At 61.2% G+C, this 16581-nt stretch carries 16 protein-coding genes; 10 read left to right on the forward strand and 6 right to left on the reverse strand.

Translation table 11 applies throughout. From position 1 onward, the window contains the following. Position 1 precedes the first annotated feature (1 nt). Positions 2–889: a formate/nitrite transporter family protein gene (locus AC1RR7_RS10500; RefSeq protein ID WP_192559194.1), complete on the forward strand. Its 888-nt coding sequence runs from the start codon at positions 2–4 to the stop codon at positions 887–889. Here AC1RR7_RS10500 and AC1RR7_RS10505 read toward each other — a convergent pair whose 3' ends face one another. After that, positions 890–2155, reverse strand: a complete 1266-nt coding sequence (locus AC1RR7_RS10505; protein WP_493157328.1) for a cation:proton antiporter — start codon at positions 2153–2155, stop codon at positions 890–892. Positions 2156–2392: 237 nt separating this feature from the next. On the opposite strand from AC1RR7_RS10505, the gene AC1RR7_RS10510 reads away from it, so the two are divergent. Beyond that, a complete protein-coding gene (locus tag AC1RR7_RS10510) occupies positions 2393–3226 on the forward strand; it encodes an EamA family transporter (protein WP_096817687.1) in 834 nt (277 codons plus the stop codon). Between the two features lie 35 nt (positions 3227–3261). Then, on the forward strand, positions 3262–3645 hold the full coding sequence (locus tag AC1RR7_RS10515; protein ID WP_102619717.1) for an MAPEG family protein: 384 nt from the start codon (positions 3262–3264) through the stop codon (positions 3643–3645). A gap of 49 nt (positions 3646–3694) precedes the next feature. On the opposite strand, the gene mltA is transcribed toward AC1RR7_RS10515, so the two are convergent. Then, positions 3695–4867 (reverse strand): murein transglycosylase A, encoded by a 1173-nt coding sequence (gene mltA, locus AC1RR7_RS10520; RefSeq protein ID WP_493157330.1) that lies wholly within the window; start codon positions 4865–4867, stop codon positions 3695–3697. Positions 4868–4995: 128 nt separating this feature from the next. Here mltA and AC1RR7_RS10525 point away from each other — a divergent pair, with 128 nt between their 5' ends. Next, positions 4996–5445 (forward strand): c-type cytochrome, encoded by a 450-nt coding sequence (locus tag AC1RR7_RS10525; RefSeq protein WP_096817705.1) that lies wholly within the window; start codon positions 4996–4998, stop codon positions 5443–5445. A gap of 52 nt (positions 5446–5497) precedes the next feature. On the opposite strand, the gene AC1RR7_RS10530 is transcribed toward AC1RR7_RS10525, so the two are convergent. The 4 genes from AC1RR7_RS10530 to AC1RR7_RS10545 all read right to left on the reverse strand — a co-directional run bounded on the left by AC1RR7_RS10530 (position 5498) and on the right by AC1RR7_RS10545 (position 10021). Further along, positions 5498–5893, reverse strand: coding sequence for a DUF1090 domain-containing protein (locus AC1RR7_RS10530; protein WP_085731609.1), 396 nt, complete (start codon positions 5891–5893; stop codon positions 5498–5500). Positions 5894–5989: 96 nt separating this feature from the next. After that, positions 5990–7669, reverse strand: a complete 1680-nt coding sequence (gene ligB / locus AC1RR7_RS10535; RefSeq protein WP_493157332.1) for an NAD-dependent DNA ligase LigB — start codon at positions 7667–7669, stop codon at positions 5990–5992. A gap of 147 nt (positions 7670–7816) precedes the next feature. After that, a complete protein-coding gene (gene metK / locus AC1RR7_RS10540; protein WP_096817710.1) occupies positions 7817–9007 on the reverse strand; it encodes a methionine adenosyltransferase in 1191 nt (396 codons plus the stop codon). Between the two features lie 18 nt (positions 9008–9025). Beyond that, on the reverse strand, positions 9026–10021 hold the full coding sequence (locus tag AC1RR7_RS10545) for an ArsR/SmtB family transcription factor (protein WP_102619722.1): 996 nt from the start codon (positions 10019–10021) through the stop codon (positions 9026–9028). A gap of 271 nt (positions 10022–10292) precedes the next feature. Between AC1RR7_RS10545 and tkt the strand changes: the two genes are divergently transcribed. The 6 genes from tkt (at position 10293) to fba (ending at position 16507) form a co-directional block, all read left to right on the forward strand. Then, positions 10293–12290 (forward strand): transketolase, encoded by a 1998-nt coding sequence (gene tkt, locus AC1RR7_RS10550; protein WP_192559190.1) that lies wholly within the window; start codon positions 10293–10295, stop codon positions 12288–12290. Between the two features lie 153 nt (positions 12291–12443). Then, entirely contained in the window at positions 12444–13496 is a 1053-nt protein-coding gene (epd, locus tag AC1RR7_RS10555) for an erythrose-4-phosphate dehydrogenase (RefSeq protein WP_096817715.1), read from the forward strand. Positions 13497–13508: 12 nt separating this feature from the next. Further along, complete coding sequence (locus AC1RR7_RS10560) at positions 13509–14672, forward strand: phosphoglycerate kinase (protein WP_102619725.1); 1164 nt, start codon at positions 13509–13511, stop codon at positions 14670–14672. Positions 14673–14706: 34 nt separating this feature from the next. Then, entirely contained in the window at positions 14707–14928 is a 222-nt protein-coding gene (locus AC1RR7_RS10565) for a hypothetical protein (protein ID WP_493157334.1), read from the forward strand. A gap of 57 nt (positions 14929–14985) precedes the next feature. Next, on the forward strand, positions 14986–15318 hold the full coding sequence (locus AC1RR7_RS10570) for an MliC family protein (protein WP_096817719.1): 333 nt from the start codon (positions 14986–14988) through the stop codon (positions 15316–15318). 124 nt (positions 15319–15442) lie between these two features. Next, positions 15443–16507: a class II fructose-bisphosphate aldolase gene (gene fba / locus AC1RR7_RS10575; RefSeq protein ID WP_007959708.1), complete on the forward strand. Its 1065-nt coding sequence runs from the start codon at positions 15443–15445 to the stop codon at positions 16505–16507. Positions 16508–16581 lie beyond the last annotated feature (74 nt).

Here is a 16581-nt window from a genome sequence, read left to right on the forward strand (position 1 = left end):
CATGACCACGCCAACAGACGGCAAGACCCCCGACCTCTCGGCCAAGGAACAGCACGAAGTCGAGAAAAACCAGCCGCCCCGCGCGGCAGTCCTGCATGAAATCATCCGTAAACAGGGCGACCAGGAACTGGAGCGCAGCATTGCCGCGCTGTGGTGGTCGGCGCTGGCGGCGGGGCTGACCATGGGCCTGTCGCTGATGGGCATGGGCCTGCTCAATTCCCGGTTGCCCGAGGGTGACGAATTCAAGGTGATCGCCAGCTTCGGCTACTGCGCAGGCTTTCTGGCGGTGATCCTCGCCCGCCAGCAGTTGTTCACCGAAAACACCCTGACCGCTGTGCTGCCGGTCATGACCAAACCGACGATCCGCAACTTCGGCCGACTGATCCGACTCTGGACAGTCGTACTGTTCGGCAATCTGTGCGGCACGATTCTGGTGGCTTACGTGATGCTCGAGCTGCCGATCTTCGACAGCAAGACCGACGCCGCCTTCCTCGAAATCGGCCGCAAGGTCATGGAAAACCACGCCAGCCAGATGTTCGCCAAGGGCATCGTTTCCGGCTGGATGATCGCCACCATGGTCTGGATGATCCCGTCCATGGAGAGCGCGAAGATGTGGATCATCATCCTCATCACCTACCTGATGGCGCTGGGCGACTTCACCCACATCGTGGTGGGCTCGGCGGAAGTGTCGTATCTGGTGTTTGCCGGCGAGTTGCCGTGGAGTGATTTCTGGGCGGTATTTGCCGGACCGACATTGGCGGGGAATATCATCGGCGGCAGTTTCATCTTCGCCCTGATCAGCCATGCGCAGATCCGCAGCGAAAGTGGAAAACCGAAGGAGTCTGCGGACCAGGCCGAAAAGCCCGATCCGCAGCCGATCAAGAAATGATCAGTGGTGAGCGGGCTCGGCAGCCGTTACCGGCTCGTCGCGAGTCGCGTGCTTGACCAGTTTGCCGATGGTCAGGCCCTGCAACAGAATCGACGACAGCACCACGATGTAGGTGATGCTCAGCAGCAGATCGCGTTCCGGGCCCAGCGGCAGGGCCAAGGCCAACGCCACCGAAACACCGCCGCGCAAACCGCCCCAGGTCAGGATCCGGATGGTGCCGCGCGGCACTGTGCGCCAGCGGCGCAACAGGACAATGGCCGGGGCCACGGTGAGCAGGCGCGACAGCAGAATTGCCAGTGCCAGCAGGCTCGCCGCCGCCACGTGCAGCCAGTTGAACGGCAGCAGCAACAGCTCCATGCCGATCAGCGCGAACAGCAGGGCGTTGAGCATGTCGTCGAGCAACTCCCAGAAACCGTCCAGGTATTTGCGCGTCATGTCGTTCATCGCCAGATTGCGACCGAGGTTGCCGATGATCAGACCGGCGACCACCATCGCAATCGGCGCCGAGACGTGCAGCTCGGTGGCCATCGCCGAACCGCCGATCACCAGCGCCAGGGTCAGCATGACTTCGATCTGGTGCTGCTCGATGCTCTTGATCATCAGGTACACCAGATAACCGATCAGCCCGCCGAACAGCACACCGCCGACGGCTTCATGGACGAACAGCATGGCGGTGGCGCCGATGGTCGGGGTTTCGCCCAATTGCGCGATGCCCAGCAACACGGTGAACACCACCACGGCGGTGCCGTCGTTGAACAGCGATTCGCCGACGATGGTGGTCTTCAGCGGTTTCGAGGCATTGGCCGTACGCAACACGCCAAGCACCGCGATTGGATCGGTCGGGGAAATCAGCGCGCCGAACAACAGGCAGTAGAGGAAGCTCACGTGCCAGCCGAACAGGGCGAAGATGTAATAGGCGAGGCTGCCGATCACGGCGGTGGCGATCAGTACACCGAACGTCGCCAGCAGGCCGATGGGCCAGCGGTAGCTGCGCAGGTCGTTCAGGTTGACGTGCAAGGCGCCGGCGAACAGCAGGAACGACAGCATCCAGTTCATCAGCAGATCACTGAAGTCGATCTGGCCGATCAGTTGCTGTACGCGCTCTTCGAGGCCGGGGTAGCCGAGCAGGCTCAGGCCTTGCAGCAACAGGGAAAACATCAGTGCGGTAACCATCACGCCGATGGTCGGAGGCAAACCGATGAAGCGGAAATTCACGAAAGTGAGGAGGGTGGTGAGGCAGATGAAAGCGGCGACGAGTTCAAGCATCCGGGGTCCTTTGGATGGGGGTGAAAAGACAGCGCGCCCGTTCGTGGACGCAAGGGTTGGATGGGCAGATGCCGGGTGGGGGCACAATTGTGTCGCCCAGACAGGATTTTTTGAGATTTGTCTGTGCGCAACCGGTTGCGACGGGGGCGCTTGACGTATAAACAGCGCCTGACACATCGCGAATCAAAGACCTGATCAAATGGCTCAGGTTCAAAAACAAGAATGAAGGAGTGACACGTGCTGGCGACAGCTCTGGTGTTGGTGGCGGCGCTGTTGCACGCAGCGTGGAATACCCTGATCAAGTTCAGCGCCGAACGGTTGCTGGTGGTGGCCTGCATGGACACCGTGGCGCTGTTGTTTGTCGCGCTGGCGTTTCCTTTCATCAGCCTGCCGCCGCAGGAAATCTGGCCGTGGATTCTGGCGTCGGCGGCGTTCGAGCTGCTCTATCGCTACCTGTTGATCCAGGCCTATCGGGTCGGCGACCTGGGCCTGGTTTATCCACTGATGCGCGGTTTGTCGCCGCTGGTGGTACTGGCGCTGACCCTGATCTTTGCCGGCGAAGTGCTGACCACGCAGCAGATCTTCGGGATCATGTTGATCCCGCTGGGCATGGCCTGCCTGCTCTGGCAGGGCGGCGGCGGGAAACACTTGCCATGGTCGATGTTGCCGGTGGTGGCGCTGATCGGGTTGTGCATCGGCTGCTACACCTACATCGATGGCCAGGCCTTGCGGCGCTGGTCGCATCCACTGGATTACCTGGTCTGGGTCACGCTGCTCAGCGCGTGGCCGTTCCCGCTGCTGGCGTGGGTGGCCAAGCGGCCGGCGTTCATGCTGTTCTGGCGCGAACAATGGAAGCTGGGACTGGCGGTCGGGTTCTGCGTGTTGTTCAGCTACGCTCTGGTGCTGTGGGCGATGCAACTGGGGTCGATTGCCGAAGCGGCGGCGTTGCGTGAAATCAGCGTGATTCTGGTGGTGCTGTTTGGCATGCGCTACCTGAAAGAACCTTTCGGCCGGCCACGGCTCTTAGCCTGTGGGCTGGTGCTGATCGGCATGCTGGTGATGAAGTTCTGACCCGCCAACTCTAAAAACTGAAGAAGGACGGCGTTATGACGGTGGCTCTGTGGTGCGTTTTGATTGCGATCTTTCTGCCCTATGTGTGCACGGGCGTGGCCAAGGCTGTCGGTGGTTATCGGCTCAGCGACAATCACGATCCTCGGGACTTTCTTGAAAGCCTGAACGGTCTGGCCCGACGGGCCCATGCGGCGCAACTGAACAGTTTTGAAGTGACGCCGGCGTTTGCGGCGGCGGTGATCGTCGCGCATCTGGTGGGCACGGCGGAACTGGTGACGGTGAATGTACTGGCGGTGCTGTTCATCACCAGTCGTCTGCTCTACATCATTTGTTATCTGGCGGACTGGGCGATTCTGCGGTCGCTGGTGTGGTTTGTCGGGATGGGGCTGATCGCCAGTTTCTTCTTCGTTTCGGTCTGAAGCTGAACAGATCGCAGGCTGACGAGGCCTGCGATCTTTTGCGTTGCGCTTACAGTTTGTCGGCCACCTGCGGCACTTGCGGCAGCGCCGCGCCTTTGGGCCAGAGCATCCAGATCTGCCCCTGCTGCTTCATGTCACCGGCCAGTTGCCCGGCGGCCTCACCGGTGCCCCAGAACAGGTCTGCACGAACTTCGCCGGCAATCGCGCCGCCGGTGTCCTGCGCGGCTACCGGGCGTACCAGTGCCGTGCCGTCAGGGCGAGTGGTCGACAGCCACAGCAGGCTGCCCAGCGGGATCACCTTGCGATCCACCGCTGCGCTGTAACCGGCGGTCAGCGGCACATTCAACGAGCCGCGCGGTCCTTCGTTGCTGTCCGGGTTGCGGGTGAAGAACACATAACTCGGGTTGCTGCCGAGCAACTCCGGAATACGCGACGGATTGGCCTTGGCCCAGTTGCTGATGGCGCCCATGGTCACGTCTTCTTTCTTCAGCTCACCCTGTTCCACCAGCCAGCGGCCGATTGGTCGATACGGATGACCATTCTGGTCGGCGTAGGCGATGCGCAGTTGCCGGCCGTCATCGGTCTGAATTCGCCCCGAACCTTGGATCTGCAGGAATTGCAGGTTCATCGGATCGGTCAACCACGCCACCACCGGTGCCTTGACGCCTTTGGTCTCGATGGTCGCGGCGTCGTCGTAAGGCTTGAGCACGCGACCTTCGAGGCGTCCGCGCAGACGTTTGCCTTTCAGCTCGGGGTAAATGCTGTCCAGGGACACGATGATCATGTCTTCAGGCACGCCGTACACCGGCACGTTGGCGGTCGCTGTTTGCGTCAGGCTGCCGGGGTAGACCGGTTCGTAGTAGCCGGTGATCAGGCCGTTGGGATTGTCGTGCTCGGCGCGCAGTCCGAAGACGTCGAGGTGCTGCTTGAGGAAGCTGCGGATGTCGCCGGCGCTTTGCGGCACATTGGCGGCCGCCGCGCAGGTGGCGCCCCAGGTCGGGTCAGCCTTGAGCCGGGTGCAGGCGCTGCGCCACGAACCGAAACCGGCCACCAGATCGTTGTCGGACACTGCGGGCAGCGCTTCCCAGGTGGCGCTGGAGTAAGTGGCCAGTGCGTGGGTTTTCGGCTTGGCACTGTCGCCCCCGGTGCAGCCGGCGAGGATGGCCAGCAGCGGCAGGGTTGCGATGAGTGGGTGACGCCAGGCCTTGAAACGGCTGTTCATGGAGAATTTCCTGTGTCGGTTGCAGGCGTGCTCCATGCGCGCCAGCAACCCGTATTATTAATAGGGCTATTGGTGTTTGGCGGTGACGCGAGGATACTGGCCGCCGAATTCCGTGACCTGAAGCCACCATGACTCTTAAAAGACTTTCTGTTGTATTGCTGGCCTGTCTGACCTTGTCCGCCTGCGGCGGTGTCGATCCGAATTCCCCGCTGGGCCAGCGCAAGGCGATCTTCAAGCAGATGCTCAAGACCGGCGAAGACCTGGGCGGCATGCTGCGCGGGCGCATTGCCTTCGACGGGCCGAAGTTCACGGAAGGCGCGGTCAAGCTCGATGCGCTGTCCCATGAACCGTGGAAGCATTTCCCTTCGGTGCGCGAAGAAGATCACACCAGCGCCAAGGATGATGTCTGGCAGCGACAGGCACGTTTCCAGGAGATGGCCCGCACCCTTGAGGCCGCCACTGGTGAACTGGTGATCGCCAGCAAGGTTCAGCCTTACAAGGTCAGCAACCTGGGGCCGGCGGTGCAGAAGGTCGAAGATGCCTGCAGTGCCTGTCATAAAGAGTTTCGGGATCATTGATCCTGAGGTGCGGTGAAGGAGAGGGCTCTTTCACCGCACGTTGCCTGGCGGATTACTTGTCCAGTTCGTCCAGCGCGTCCTGCAATTCCTTGCGCGATTCGGCGAGCTTGTTCTTGCGCTTGTCGATCTTCTCCGGATCGCCTTTCTTCATGGCCTTGTCGAGGTCAGCCTGACGCTTGCTGACTTCGTGCTTGGCGTCGAGCACCTTGTTTTCACGTTCCTTTTTCAGGCCGGCGTCGGTGCAGTGTTCGGTGACTTCGCGCAAGGCGGTTTCGAGGCCGGCCTGCTGGTCGGCGTTGCCACGGGACTTGGCCTGCTCGATCTGATTGATGATGCCTTGCTTCTTGGCAGCACAACCGGTCAGGCCCGGGGCGTCTTCGCCAGCCATCGCGGGGGCGGCCATTACGCCGCAAAGAGTCAGCATGGCGAGCGGTGCGAGAAATTTCATAAAAGCTCCATGTGCAAAGGCAATCGGGTCGTGAAAGCACTGCGCTCTTGGAGCGCCTCGGCGACCGTTGGGTTCCCGGCGTACCGGGATGCATGTTCAGAAACCGTCGATTCCGGCGGCACGTAAGGTTTCACTCAGGACCAGCACCTGCGGGTCGCGGAAAAAAGCGCTCAATTGCGCCGCGCGACCGGGGCCGATTCCGGGCTCTGCCTGCCATTGTTCGGTATTTCGTTGTGCCAGCGCTTGCCATGAGTCAGCCAAAGAAGCCTGGCCGGTCGGCGGCAGCCCGAGGGCTTTGAGCCACTGGGTGAACGGCCGTTGGCGAGCGCTGTGAAAACTGTGCGACAGGCGAGCGCTGCTGCGTTCGCCGAGGCCGGCAATCTTAGCAAGCTCTGGCCCGTCGAGGGTCAACCAATCCAGCAGGCTGTTCAGGCGGCCTGTTTCCAGAAGTTTCTCCCACGTACCGCGCCCGACATGGGGCAGTGCCAGCCCTTGCTTGCCGCCAAGCCAGGTCAGGCGCGCGAGGAACTGACCCTCGCATCCGGGCGTTGGTTGCCAGCAGCTTAGCGCGTGAAAGTCGCTGGCGAGTGGAGCGTTCAGCTCGACGCGCTCTGTGCTGCGCAGCACAACGCTGTCGAGTCGCGGAATCGTCAGCCCGGCCAGGCTGATCGCCACTTGATCGCCGGGACGAATGTCCAGTTCCTGCCAGCGTTTGAGTGAGCTGACGCTGACGCGTCTGATCTGGCGATCATCGAGCATGACCGGCGCCAGTTCCAGCACGGGGGTGATGCGCCCGGTACGGCCGATCTTGAAATTGACCTTGCGTACATCGGCCAGCGCTTGGGCAAACGGGTACTTCCAGGCCACGGCCCAGAAAGGCGAGCGCGCCTGCCAACGTTCGGCCGCAGGGCGCAGACTTTGGCGCAAGACGATGCCATCACTGGCGAAGGGCAGCGGTGAGCGATACCAGTGATCACGCCACTTTTGCGCATCGGCAAGATTGCTGACGGGATGGCTGTAAGGTTCAGTCGTGGCGAAGCCCAGTGATGCCAGTCCGGTGATTCGCTCTGTGAGGCTGCTTGGGCCCAGCGGCCAGTCCCAGACAAAAAGTCCGATGCCTGCTGCCTGTTCGGCACTCAAGTCCTTGCGTCCCATCAGGCCGGCGACTGTCGCTCGGGCGTTGGCGCTGCCGGCACGGGCCTGGATATGGTCGTTCAGTCGCCAATAGAGTTCACCCTGCACTGACAGGTCCAGCGGTTGTGTCAGTTGTCGGGGAATGGCGTTGATCTTGTGTGTCGATGCAGTCCAGTCCTGCCCGCGAACTCCGTCGCCGCGACTGATCGCCTGCTGCAAACGTCCGGCGCGATAGACCAGCGTGACGGCCACGCCGTCGATCTTGGGTTGTGCCCAGACGTCCTTGCGATCGTGCAGCCAGGCTTCGATGTCCGCTGCGTCGTGAAGTTTGTCGAGGCCGGTATGAGCGATCGGATGTGCGACCGGACCTGACGCCGTCCGTAACGGCTTGAGCGGTGGAGGAAGTTTGAAGCACTCGCGCCATTCGCCGAGTCGGGTGCGGGACTGATCATAGAGTTCGTCGCTGATCAGTGATTGGCCTTCCCGATGATAGGCGTCGTCCCACTGATCGACCTGCTGTTGCAGGGCGACGATTTCGGTTTGTGCCCGGCCTGCTGGCCAGGCGGGGCAATCGTCAGCGACAGCATTGAGGTGGAGGGAAAACAGCAGGAAAAAGAAAAACAGGCGCAGTGTGGCAAGCATCGTGAGCGTCCTTGCTCGGAGAGATACCTGAAGGCTAGCCGGGATTTTCAAGCGGGTCGGTCGGCTGTTTTGCCGGCTGTTTCGCGGCCATGAAAAAGCCCCGCACGGCGCGAACCGTGCGGGGCTTCTTGTACCGCCAGGGAAGTCTTACAGACCGGCAGCAGAACGCAGTGCGTCGGCGCGGTCGGTTTTTTCCCAGGTGAACGTGGTGAAGGTGTCTTCGCCAACGGTCTTGGTCTGCGGAGCGCGGCCGAAGTGGCCGTAGGCTGCGGTTTCCTGGTACATCGGGTGCAGCAGGTCGAGCATGGTGGTGATTGCGTATGGACGCAGGTCGAACACTTCGCGGACCAGTTTGATGATCTTGTCATCGCTGATCTTGCCGGTACCGAAGGTGTTCAGCGAGATCGAAGTAGGCTGGGCCACACCGATCGCGTAGGAAACCTGAATCTCGCAACGCTCGGCCAGGCCGGCGGCCACGATGTTTTTGGCAACATAACGGCCAGCGTAGGCGGCCGAACGGTCAACCTTCGATGGATCCTTGCCGGAGAACGCGCCACCGCCGTGACGGGCCATGCCGCCGTAGCTGTCGACGATGATCTTGCGACCGGTCAGACCGCAGTCACCTACCGGGCCGCCAATGATGAACTGGCCGGTCGGGTTGATGTGGAACTGGGTGTCCTTGCTCAGCAGTTCGGCAGGCAGCACGTGCTTGACGATCAGCTCCATCACGCCTTCGCGCAGGTCTTTGTACGACACTTCAGGGTTGTGCTGGGTCGACAGAACAACAGCGTCGATACCCACAACCTTGCCGCCTTCGTAACGGCAAGTCACTTGCGACTTGGCGTCCGGGCGCAGCCAAGGCAGCAGACCCGATTTACGGGCTTCGGCCTGGCGCTGAACCAACTGGTGCGAGAAGGTGATCGGTGCTGGCATCAGCACGTCGGTTTCGTTGCTGGCGTAGCCGAACATCAGGCCCTGGTCGCCGGCGCCCTGATCTTCAGGCTTGGCACGGTCAACACCCTGGTTGATGTCAGGGGACTGCTTGCCGATGATGTTCATCACGCCGCAGGTCGCGCCGTCGAAGCCGACGTCGGAGCTGTTGTAGCCGATGTCGAGAATCACGTTACGCACGATCTCTTCCAGATCGACCCAGGCGCTGGTGGTCACTTCACCGGCAACGATGGCCACGCCAGTCTTGACCAGGGTTTCCACGGCAACGCGTGCGTGTTTGTCCTGGGTGATGATGGCGTCCAGCACCGCATCGGAAATCTGGTCGGCGATTTTGTCCGGATGCCCTTCGGACACGGACTCGGAGGTGAAGAGGGAGTATTCGCTCATCTCGATGTTTTCCTGAATTTACCGATGGTGAGTGTCGCCAGTCGGTCGCTGAAAATGGCGGACCTGAATCTGGAAACCATTACGTAAGCCTACATAGAGGCTGTCCCCGGGAACGAGTCCCGCAGCGGTGGCCCAACGGGCCAGATCGTCCTGTTCAAACCCCAACCACAGATCACCGCAGGCCTCCCTGGCCCAACTCTGGTTGTGGCTACATAACTCTGTCACGAGCAGGCTACCGCCCGGTTGCAGCAGGCTGGCCATGTGCTTGAGCGCTTCGGCCGGCGCGGCGAAATGGTGCAACACCATGTTCAACACCACGCAATCGGCCTGAAGGCTCACGCCATTCAATGCATCGGCCAATTGCAGGCTGACGTTAGCCAGCTTTTCACGTTCACATACCTGGCGGGCCAGTTCGAGCATCGCCGCGCTGTTGTCCAGTGCGGTTACGGTGCCGAAACGACGGGCCAGTTCCGGCAGGAAAGCACCATCGCCGGGGCCGACTTCGATGGCCGAGGCTGCACCATCGAAATTCAGTTTGTCGAGCAGGGCCAGCACGCTTTCACGGTACTGCGGCAGGCCGGCAATCAAATCCTGCTGGGCGCGGAATTTCTCTGCGACCCGTGAGAAAAAATCCTGGCTGTTGGCAGCACGCTGCCCATGTACCTGTGCGATCCGCGTTTCCACGTCGGCCGGCAGCGCCAGATTGTCGACTTCTTCTAACAACGCCGCGTGCAACTTGCCGCCCAGCAACTCGGTGTGGGGCAGGGCGCGGCGATAGAAAACCGCATTGCCTTCACGGCGAGTCGCCACCAGATCCGCCTGTGCCAACACTTTAAGGTGATGGCTCATGCCGGACTGGCCGATATCGAAGATCTGCGCCAGTTCCAGAACGCCGAACGAATCGTTGGCCAGGGCGCGCAATACATTCAGCCGCAGCGGATCGCCGCCGGCCTTGCACAGGGCCGCCAGCTCGTCGCAATCGTCATGGCGAATGGAAGGCACGCGTAAGTTCATAGGGCCAGCAGTCTAGAGACGGCCGGAAAACACCGCAAGGTCAATATCAAAAAGTTTTGATATTGCTCGATGGATGGCGCTTTTTATTGCACTTCTCACTGACCGGTTAACTCTACAGACGAACAGCGGAAAGGTTTCACCAGCCGAAACCGATGTTATCCATGGGAAAAACGTCTCCGGATGACTATCTGTCATTGCCCCGAGGCGCTCGGGTGAGGGAAAATGCCCTCCTTTTTTCCGTTTCAATCTATTCAAACCCAGGAGATCAGCGATGCCTAGCCGTCGTGAGCGTGCCAACGCCATTCGTGCCCTCAGCATGGATGCCGTGCAAAAAGCCAACAGCGGCCATCCCGGTGCCCCTATGGGTATGGCAGATATCGCCGAAGTGCTTTGGCGCGACTACCTCAAGCACAACCCGAGCAATCCATCCTTCGCTGACCGTGACCGCTTCGTGCTGTCCAACGGCCACGGCTCGATGTTGATCTACTCGCTGCTGCACCTGACCGGTTACGACCTGTCGATCGACGACCTGAAACAGTTCCGTCAATTGCACAGCCGCACCCCGGGCCACCCGGAATTCGGTTACACCCCGGGCGTTGAAACCACCACCGGCCCGCTGGGTCAGGGTCTGGCCAACGCCGTGGGCTTCGCTCTGGCTGAAAAGGTACTGGGCGCGCAGTTCAACCGTCCTGGCCACAACATCGTCGACCACCACACCTACGTGTTCCTGGGTGATGGCTGCATGATGGAAGGCATTTCCCACGAAGTCGCTTCCCTGGCCGGTACGCTGGGCCTGGGCAAGCTGATCGCCTTCTACGATGACAACGGCATCTCCATCGACGGCGAAGTCGAAGGCTGGTTCACCGATGACACGCCGAAGCGTTTCGAAGCCTACAACTGGCAGGTGATCCGCAACGTCGACGGTCACGATCCGGAAGAGATCAAGACTGCCATCGACACCGCGCGCAAGAGCCCGCTGCCGACCCTGATCTGCTGCAAGACCACCATCGGTTTCGGTTCGCCGAACAAGCAGGGCAAAGAAGATTGCCACGGCGCCCCGCTGGGTGACGCGGAAATCGCCCTGACCCGTCAGGCGCTGAACTGGAACCACGGTCCGTTCGAAATCCCGGCCGACATCTACGCCGAGTGGGATGCCAAGGAAAAGGGCCGCGCCGTCGAGTCCGAGTGGGACCAGCGTTTCGCTGCCTACTCCGCCGCGTTCCCGACCGAAGCCAACGAACTGATCCGTCGTCTGAGCGGCGAGCTGCCGGCTGATTTCTCCGAGAAGGCTTCGGCCTACATCGCTGAAGTCGCGGCCAAGGGCGAAACCATCGCCAGCCGTAAAGCCAGCCAGAATGCCCTGAACGCGTTCGGCCCGCTGCTGCCGGAAGTGCTGGGTGGTTCGGCTGACCTGGCCGGTTCCAACCTGACGCTGTGGAAAGGCTGCAAAGGCGTCAGCGCCGAAGACGCCAGCGGCAACTACATGTACTACGGCGTGCGCGAATTCGGCATGACCGCGATCATGAACGGCGTTGCCCTGCACGGCGGTCTGGTGCCTTACGGCGCGACCTTCCTGATGTTCATGGAATACGCCCGTAACGCGGTGCGCATGTCCGCTCTGATGAAGCAGCGTGTGATCCATGTCTACACCCACGACTCCATCGGTCTGGGCGAAGACGGCCCGACGCACCAGCCGATCGAGCAACTGACCAGCCTGCGCAGCACGCCGAACCTCGACACCTGGCGTCCAGCCGATGCCGTTGAATCGGCAGTGGCCTGGAAAAACGCTCTGGAACGCAAAGACGGCCCGTCGGCGCTGATCTTCTCGCGTCAGAACCTGCAGCACCAAACCCGTGATGCCGGCCAGATCGCCGACATCAGCCGTGGTGGCTACGTGCTGAAGGACTGTGCAGGCGAGCCTGAGCTGATCCTGATCGCCACCGGTTCGGAAGTCGGCCTGGCTGTTCAGGCCTACGACAAACTGACCGAGCAGGGCCGCAAGGTGCGCGTGGTTTCCATGCCTTGCACCAGCCTGTTCGACGCTCAGGACGCCAGCTACAAGCAATCGGTCCTGCCGTTGCAGGTTGGCGCGCGTATCGCGATCGAAGCGGCCCACGCCGACTTCTGGTTCAAGTACGTGGGTCTGGAAGGTCGCGTGATCGGCATGACCACCTACGGCGAATCGGCTCCGGCTCCGGCCCTGTTCGAAGAGTTCGGCTTCACCCTGGAAAACATCCTGGGTCAGGCTGAAGAGCTGCTGGAAGACTAAGCAGTACGAATGCGGTGGCCCTGGCCACCGCGTTCCCCTGTAGGCGCTGCCGAAGGCTGCGTTCTTTTGATCTTAAAAACAGGATCAAAAGAACGCAGCCTTCGGCAGCTCCTGCATAGGGTTGTGTTGTTAGCGAATACTATCGAGAACCCCATGCCTCAACCGCGTCCCTACAAAGTTGCACTCAACGGCTACGGCCGGATTGGTCGTTGCGTCTTGCGTGCGTTGTTCGAGCGAGGCGAGAAGGCCGGGTTTGAAATTGTCGCGATCAACGATCTGGCCGACATGGCCAGCATCGAATACCTGACACGCTTCGACTCCACCCACGGCCGGTTTCCCGGTGAAGTGAAGGTCGACGGCGATTGTCTGCATATCAATGGCAACTGCGTGAAGGTCCTGCGCAGTGCCACCCCCGAAGGCATCGATTGGGCGTCCCTGGGCGTCGATCTGGTGCTCGAATGCTCCGGCGCCTACCACACCCGCGAAGACGGCCAGCGTTTCCTCGACGCCGGCGCGCCACGGGTGCTGTTCTCGCAGCCGATGGCCAGCGAGGCGGATGTCGACGCCACCATCGTCTACGGCGTCAATCAGGATTGCCTGACCGGTGACGAACTGCTGGTGTCCAACGCCTCCTGCACCACCAATTGCGGCGTGCCGCTGTTGCGTCTGCTGGATCAGGCAGTCGGCCTGGATTACGTGTCGATCACCACGATTCACTCGGCGATGAATGATCAGCCGGTGATCGACGCCTATCACCACGAAGACCTGCGCCGCACCCGTTCGGCGTTCCAGTCGGTGATCCCGGTGTCCACTGGTCTGGCGCGCGGTATCGAGCGTCTGCTGCCGGAACTTGCCGGGCGAATTCAGGCCAAAGCCGTACGCGTGCCGACGGTCAACGTGTCCTGCCTCGACATCACGATGCAGACCGCGAGCGACACCGACGCCGGCGAGGTCAACCGGATCCTGCGCGACGCCGCCACCAGCGGCCCGCTCAAAGGTCTGCTGGCCTACACCGAATTGCCTCACGCAAGTTGTGATTTCAACCATGACCCACATTCGGCCATCGTCGATGCCAGTCAGACCCGCGTTTCCGGCCCTCGGCTGGTGAACATCCTGGCCTGGTTCGACAACGAATGGGGTTTTGCCAACCGAATGCTGGATGTTGCAGAACACTATCTGCAAACAGCGACTTCAAAAAAACCGTAGGAAGTGCGACCCATGACCGTGTTGAAGATGTCCGACCTCGATCTGCAAGGTAAGCGCGTATTGATCCGCGAAGACCTCAACGTCCCAGTCAAGGACGGTGTTGTCACCAGCGATGCGCGTATCCTGGCTTCGCTGCCGACCATCAAGCTGGCCCTGGAAAAAGGCGCGGCCGTGATGGTCTGCTCGCACCTGGGTCGTCCGACCGAAGGCGAGTTCTCCGCCGAGAACAGCCTCAAGCCCGTTGCCGACTACCTGAGCAAGGCCCTGGGCCGCGAAGTGCCGCTGGTGGCTGACTACCTGGGCGGCGTTGACGTCAAGGCCGGCGACATCGTGCTGTTCGAAAACGTGCGCTTCAACAAGGGCGAGAAAAAGAACGCCGACGAACTGGCCCAGCAATACGCCGCCCTGTGCGACGTGTTCGTGATGGACGCTTTCGGCACCGCTCACCGCGCCGAAGGCTCGACCCACGGCGTTGCCAAGTTCGCCAAAGTCGCCGCTGCCGGCCCGCTGCTGGCCGCTGAACTCGACGCGCTGGGCAAGGCTCTGGGCGCACCGGCCAAGCCAATGGCGGCCATCGTTGCCGGTTCCAAGGTCTCGACCAAACTCGATGTGCTGAACAGCCTGAGCCAGATCTGCGATCAACTGATCGTCGGCGGCGGCATCGCCAACACCTTCCTCGCCGCTGCCGGTCACCCGGTCGGCAAGTCGCTGTACGAGCCGGACCTGCTGGACACCGCTCGCGCCATCGCCGCCAAGGTCAGCGTGCCGCTGCCGGTTGATGTTGTGGTTGCCAAGGAATTCGCTGAAAGCGCCGAAGCGACCGTGAAACTGATCGCTGACGTGGCTGCCGACGACATGATCCTCGACATCGGCCCGCAAACTGCCGCCAACTTCGCCGAACTGCTGAAGTCGTCGAAAACCATCCTGTGGAACGGCCCGGTCGGCGTGTTCGAATTCGACCAGTTCGGCAACGGCACCAAAGTGCTGGCCCAGGCCATCGCCGACAGCGCGGCGTTCTCGATTGCCGGTGGTGGCGACACCCTGGCGGCCATCGATAAATATGGCGTGGCGGAAAAGATCTCCTACATTTCCACCGGCGGTGGCGCGTTCCTCGAATTCGTCGAAGGCAAGGTGCTGCCGGCCGTTGAAGTCCTGGAAAGCCGGGCCAAGGCCTGAGGCCGCCCGTTTGGCCAGGCAAAGGAGTGTTCAGATGGTCAAGTCGTTAGCGCTGTTGTTGCTGAGCGGTACATTGGCAGCCTGCGGGAGTAACCCGAAGGCTGCGCCGGAACCGGCACCCGGCGAGGCACAGAAAGGCTGCTACCAGGCCGACTGGCAGGCCGAAACCAACCCGGTGCTGAACAAGCGCTCGGGTCCGGAAGGCCTGGACAAATACGAGACGCAAACCCCGGCCAAGGAACATGGTTGTCCTTGACCGGTCTGACTCTTTAACTCAGGGCCGGTGGCGTGTGCTGCCGGTCGAGGAACACGGATGAAAGGCTTGATCGCCGTTGCGGCATTGGGATTGTTGGGTGGTTGCGCGCAGTGGAACCCGTTCCAGTCATCCGCCCCTGTGGATAACTGGACCACCTGGACCTGCGACAGCCAGGCCAAGGTGCTGTGGCGCTTCACCGATGCCGGCCAGAAGGCAGTCGATGTGCGGCTGGGTGGTGGCGATCAGGTCTATCGCCTGAAAGAAGAGCCGGGCGCCTCGGGCGCGCTGTACAGCGACGACATGCTGGCGTTTCACATCAAAGGTAATGAAGGCCTGGTTTACTGGGTCGCTACCAATGATTTGATCGGCCGGGGCTGCAAAGCCGAATAAAACAGAATTTGCTGCACCGAATCACCGGGCCGGGGCCGACCCCCGATCCGCAATCACTTGAATAGCCGCCGCCGCTCCGGCAGGCTGGCACGATTAACGACCCAAACCGGGAGAGACACACACAATGGCACTTATCAGCATGCGCCAGATGCTGGACCACGCAGCCGAATTCGGCTACGGCGTTCCAGCCTTCAACGTCAACAACCTTGAGCAGATGCGCGCCATCATGGAAGCCGCTGACAAGACTGACTCCCCGGTGATCGTTCAGGCTTCGGCCGGCGCTCGCAAATACGCTGGCGCGCCGTTCCTGCGTCACCTGATCCTGGCCGCGATCGAAGAATTCCCGCACATCCCGGTGTGCATGCACCAGGACCACGGCACCAGCCCTGACGTCTGCCAGCGCTCGATCCAGCTGGGCTTCAGCTCGGTGATGATGGACGGCTCCCTCGGCGAAGACGGCAAGACGCCGACCGACTACGAATACAACGTCCGTGTTACCCAACAAACCGTGGCCATGGCTCACGCCTGCGGCGTTTCGGTTGAAGGCGAGCTGGGCTGCCTGGGTTCGCTGGAAACCGGCATGGCCGGTGAAGAAGACGGCATCGGCGCCGAAGGCGTTCTGGATCACAGCCAGATGCTGACCGACCCGGAAGAAGCCGCTGACTTCGTCAAGAAGACTCAGGTCGACGCCCTGGCTATCGCCATCGGCACCAGCCACGGCGCCTACAAGTTCACCAAGCCACCTACTGGCGACGTGCTGGCGATCGACCGCATCAAGGAAATCCACAAACGCATCCCGAACACCCACCTGGTGATGCACGGTTCCTCGTCGGTGCCACAAGAGTGGCTGGCGATCATCAACCAGTACGGCGGCGACATCAAAGAAACCTACGGCGTACCGGTTGAAGAAATCGTCGAAGGCATCAAGCACGGCGTGCGCAAGGTCAACATCGACACCGACCTGCGTCTGGCATCCACCGGCGCCATGCGTCGCCTGATGGCCACCAACCCGAGCGAATTCGACCCGCGTAAATTCTTCGGTGAAACCGTGAAGGCAATGCGCGATGTATGTATCGCTCGTTACGAAGCCTTCGGTACTGCCGGCAACGCTTCGAAGATCAAGCCGATCTCGCTGGAAAGCATGTATCAGCGTTATCTGAAGGGTGAGTTGAACGCCAAGGTTAATTGAGACTGGGTGTTGAGCTGATTTAAAAGAAACCCGCCGTGAGGCGGGTTTTTTATTTTTGTTTAATACAAGTGCTG

The sequence above is a fragment of the Pseudomonas sp. GW821-FHT11G12 genome (assembly GCF_058808055.1).

Excerpts from the sequence above, each read along its gene's own strand:
- tkt (WP_192559190.1), top strand. The coding sequence starts at position 10,293 with ATGCCTAGCCGTCGTGAGCGTGCCAACGCCATTCGTGCCCTCAGCATG.
- AC1RR7_RS10565 (WP_493157334.1), top strand. The coding sequence starts at position 14,707 with ATGGTCAAGTCGTTAGCGCTGTTGTTGCTGAGCGGTACATTGGCAGCC.
- epd (WP_096817715.1), top strand. The coding sequence starts at position 12,444 with ATGCCTCAACCGCGTCCCTACAAAGTTGCACTCAACGGCTACGGCCGG.
- AC1RR7_RS10525 (WP_096817705.1), top strand. The coding sequence starts at position 4,996 with ATGACTCTTAAAAGACTTTCTGTTGTATTGCTGGCCTGTCTGACCTTG.
- AC1RR7_RS10545 (WP_102619722.1), bottom strand. The coding sequence starts at position 10,021 with ATGAACTTACGCGTGCCTTCCATTCGCCATGACGATTGCGACGAGCTG.
- metK (WP_096817710.1), bottom strand. The coding sequence starts at position 9,007 with ATGAGCGAATACTCCCTCTTCACCTCCGAGTCCGTGTCCGAAGGGCAT.
- AC1RR7_RS10560 (WP_102619725.1), top strand. The coding sequence starts at position 13,509 with ATGACCGTGTTGAAGATGTCCGACCTCGATCTGCAAGGTAAGCGCGTA.
- ligB (WP_493157332.1), bottom strand. The coding sequence starts at position 7,669 with ATGCTTGCCACACTGCGCCTGTTTTTCTTTTTCCTGCTGTTTTCCCTC.
- AC1RR7_RS10505 (WP_493157328.1), bottom strand. The coding sequence starts at position 2,155 with ATGCTTGAACTCGTCGCCGCTTTCATCTGCCTCACCACCCTCCTCACT.
- AC1RR7_RS10530 (WP_085731609.1), bottom strand. The coding sequence starts at position 5,893 with ATGAAATTTCTCGCACCGCTCGCCATGCTGACTCTTTGCGGCGTAATG.
- AC1RR7_RS10570 (WP_096817719.1), top strand. The coding sequence starts at position 14,986 with ATGAAAGGCTTGATCGCCGTTGCGGCATTGGGATTGTTGGGTGGTTGC.
- AC1RR7_RS10515 (WP_102619717.1), top strand. The coding sequence starts at position 3,262 with ATGACGGTGGCTCTGTGGTGCGTTTTGATTGCGATCTTTCTGCCCTAT.
- fba (WP_007959708.1), top strand. The coding sequence starts at position 15,443 with ATGGCACTTATCAGCATGCGCCAGATGCTGGACCACGCAGCCGAATTC.
- AC1RR7_RS10500 (WP_192559194.1), top strand. The coding sequence starts at position 2 with ATGACCACGCCAACAGACGGCAAGACCCCCGACCTCTCGGCCAAGGAA.
- mltA (WP_493157330.1), bottom strand. The coding sequence starts at position 4,867 with ATGAACAGCCGTTTCAAGGCCTGGCGTCACCCACTCATCGCAACCCTG.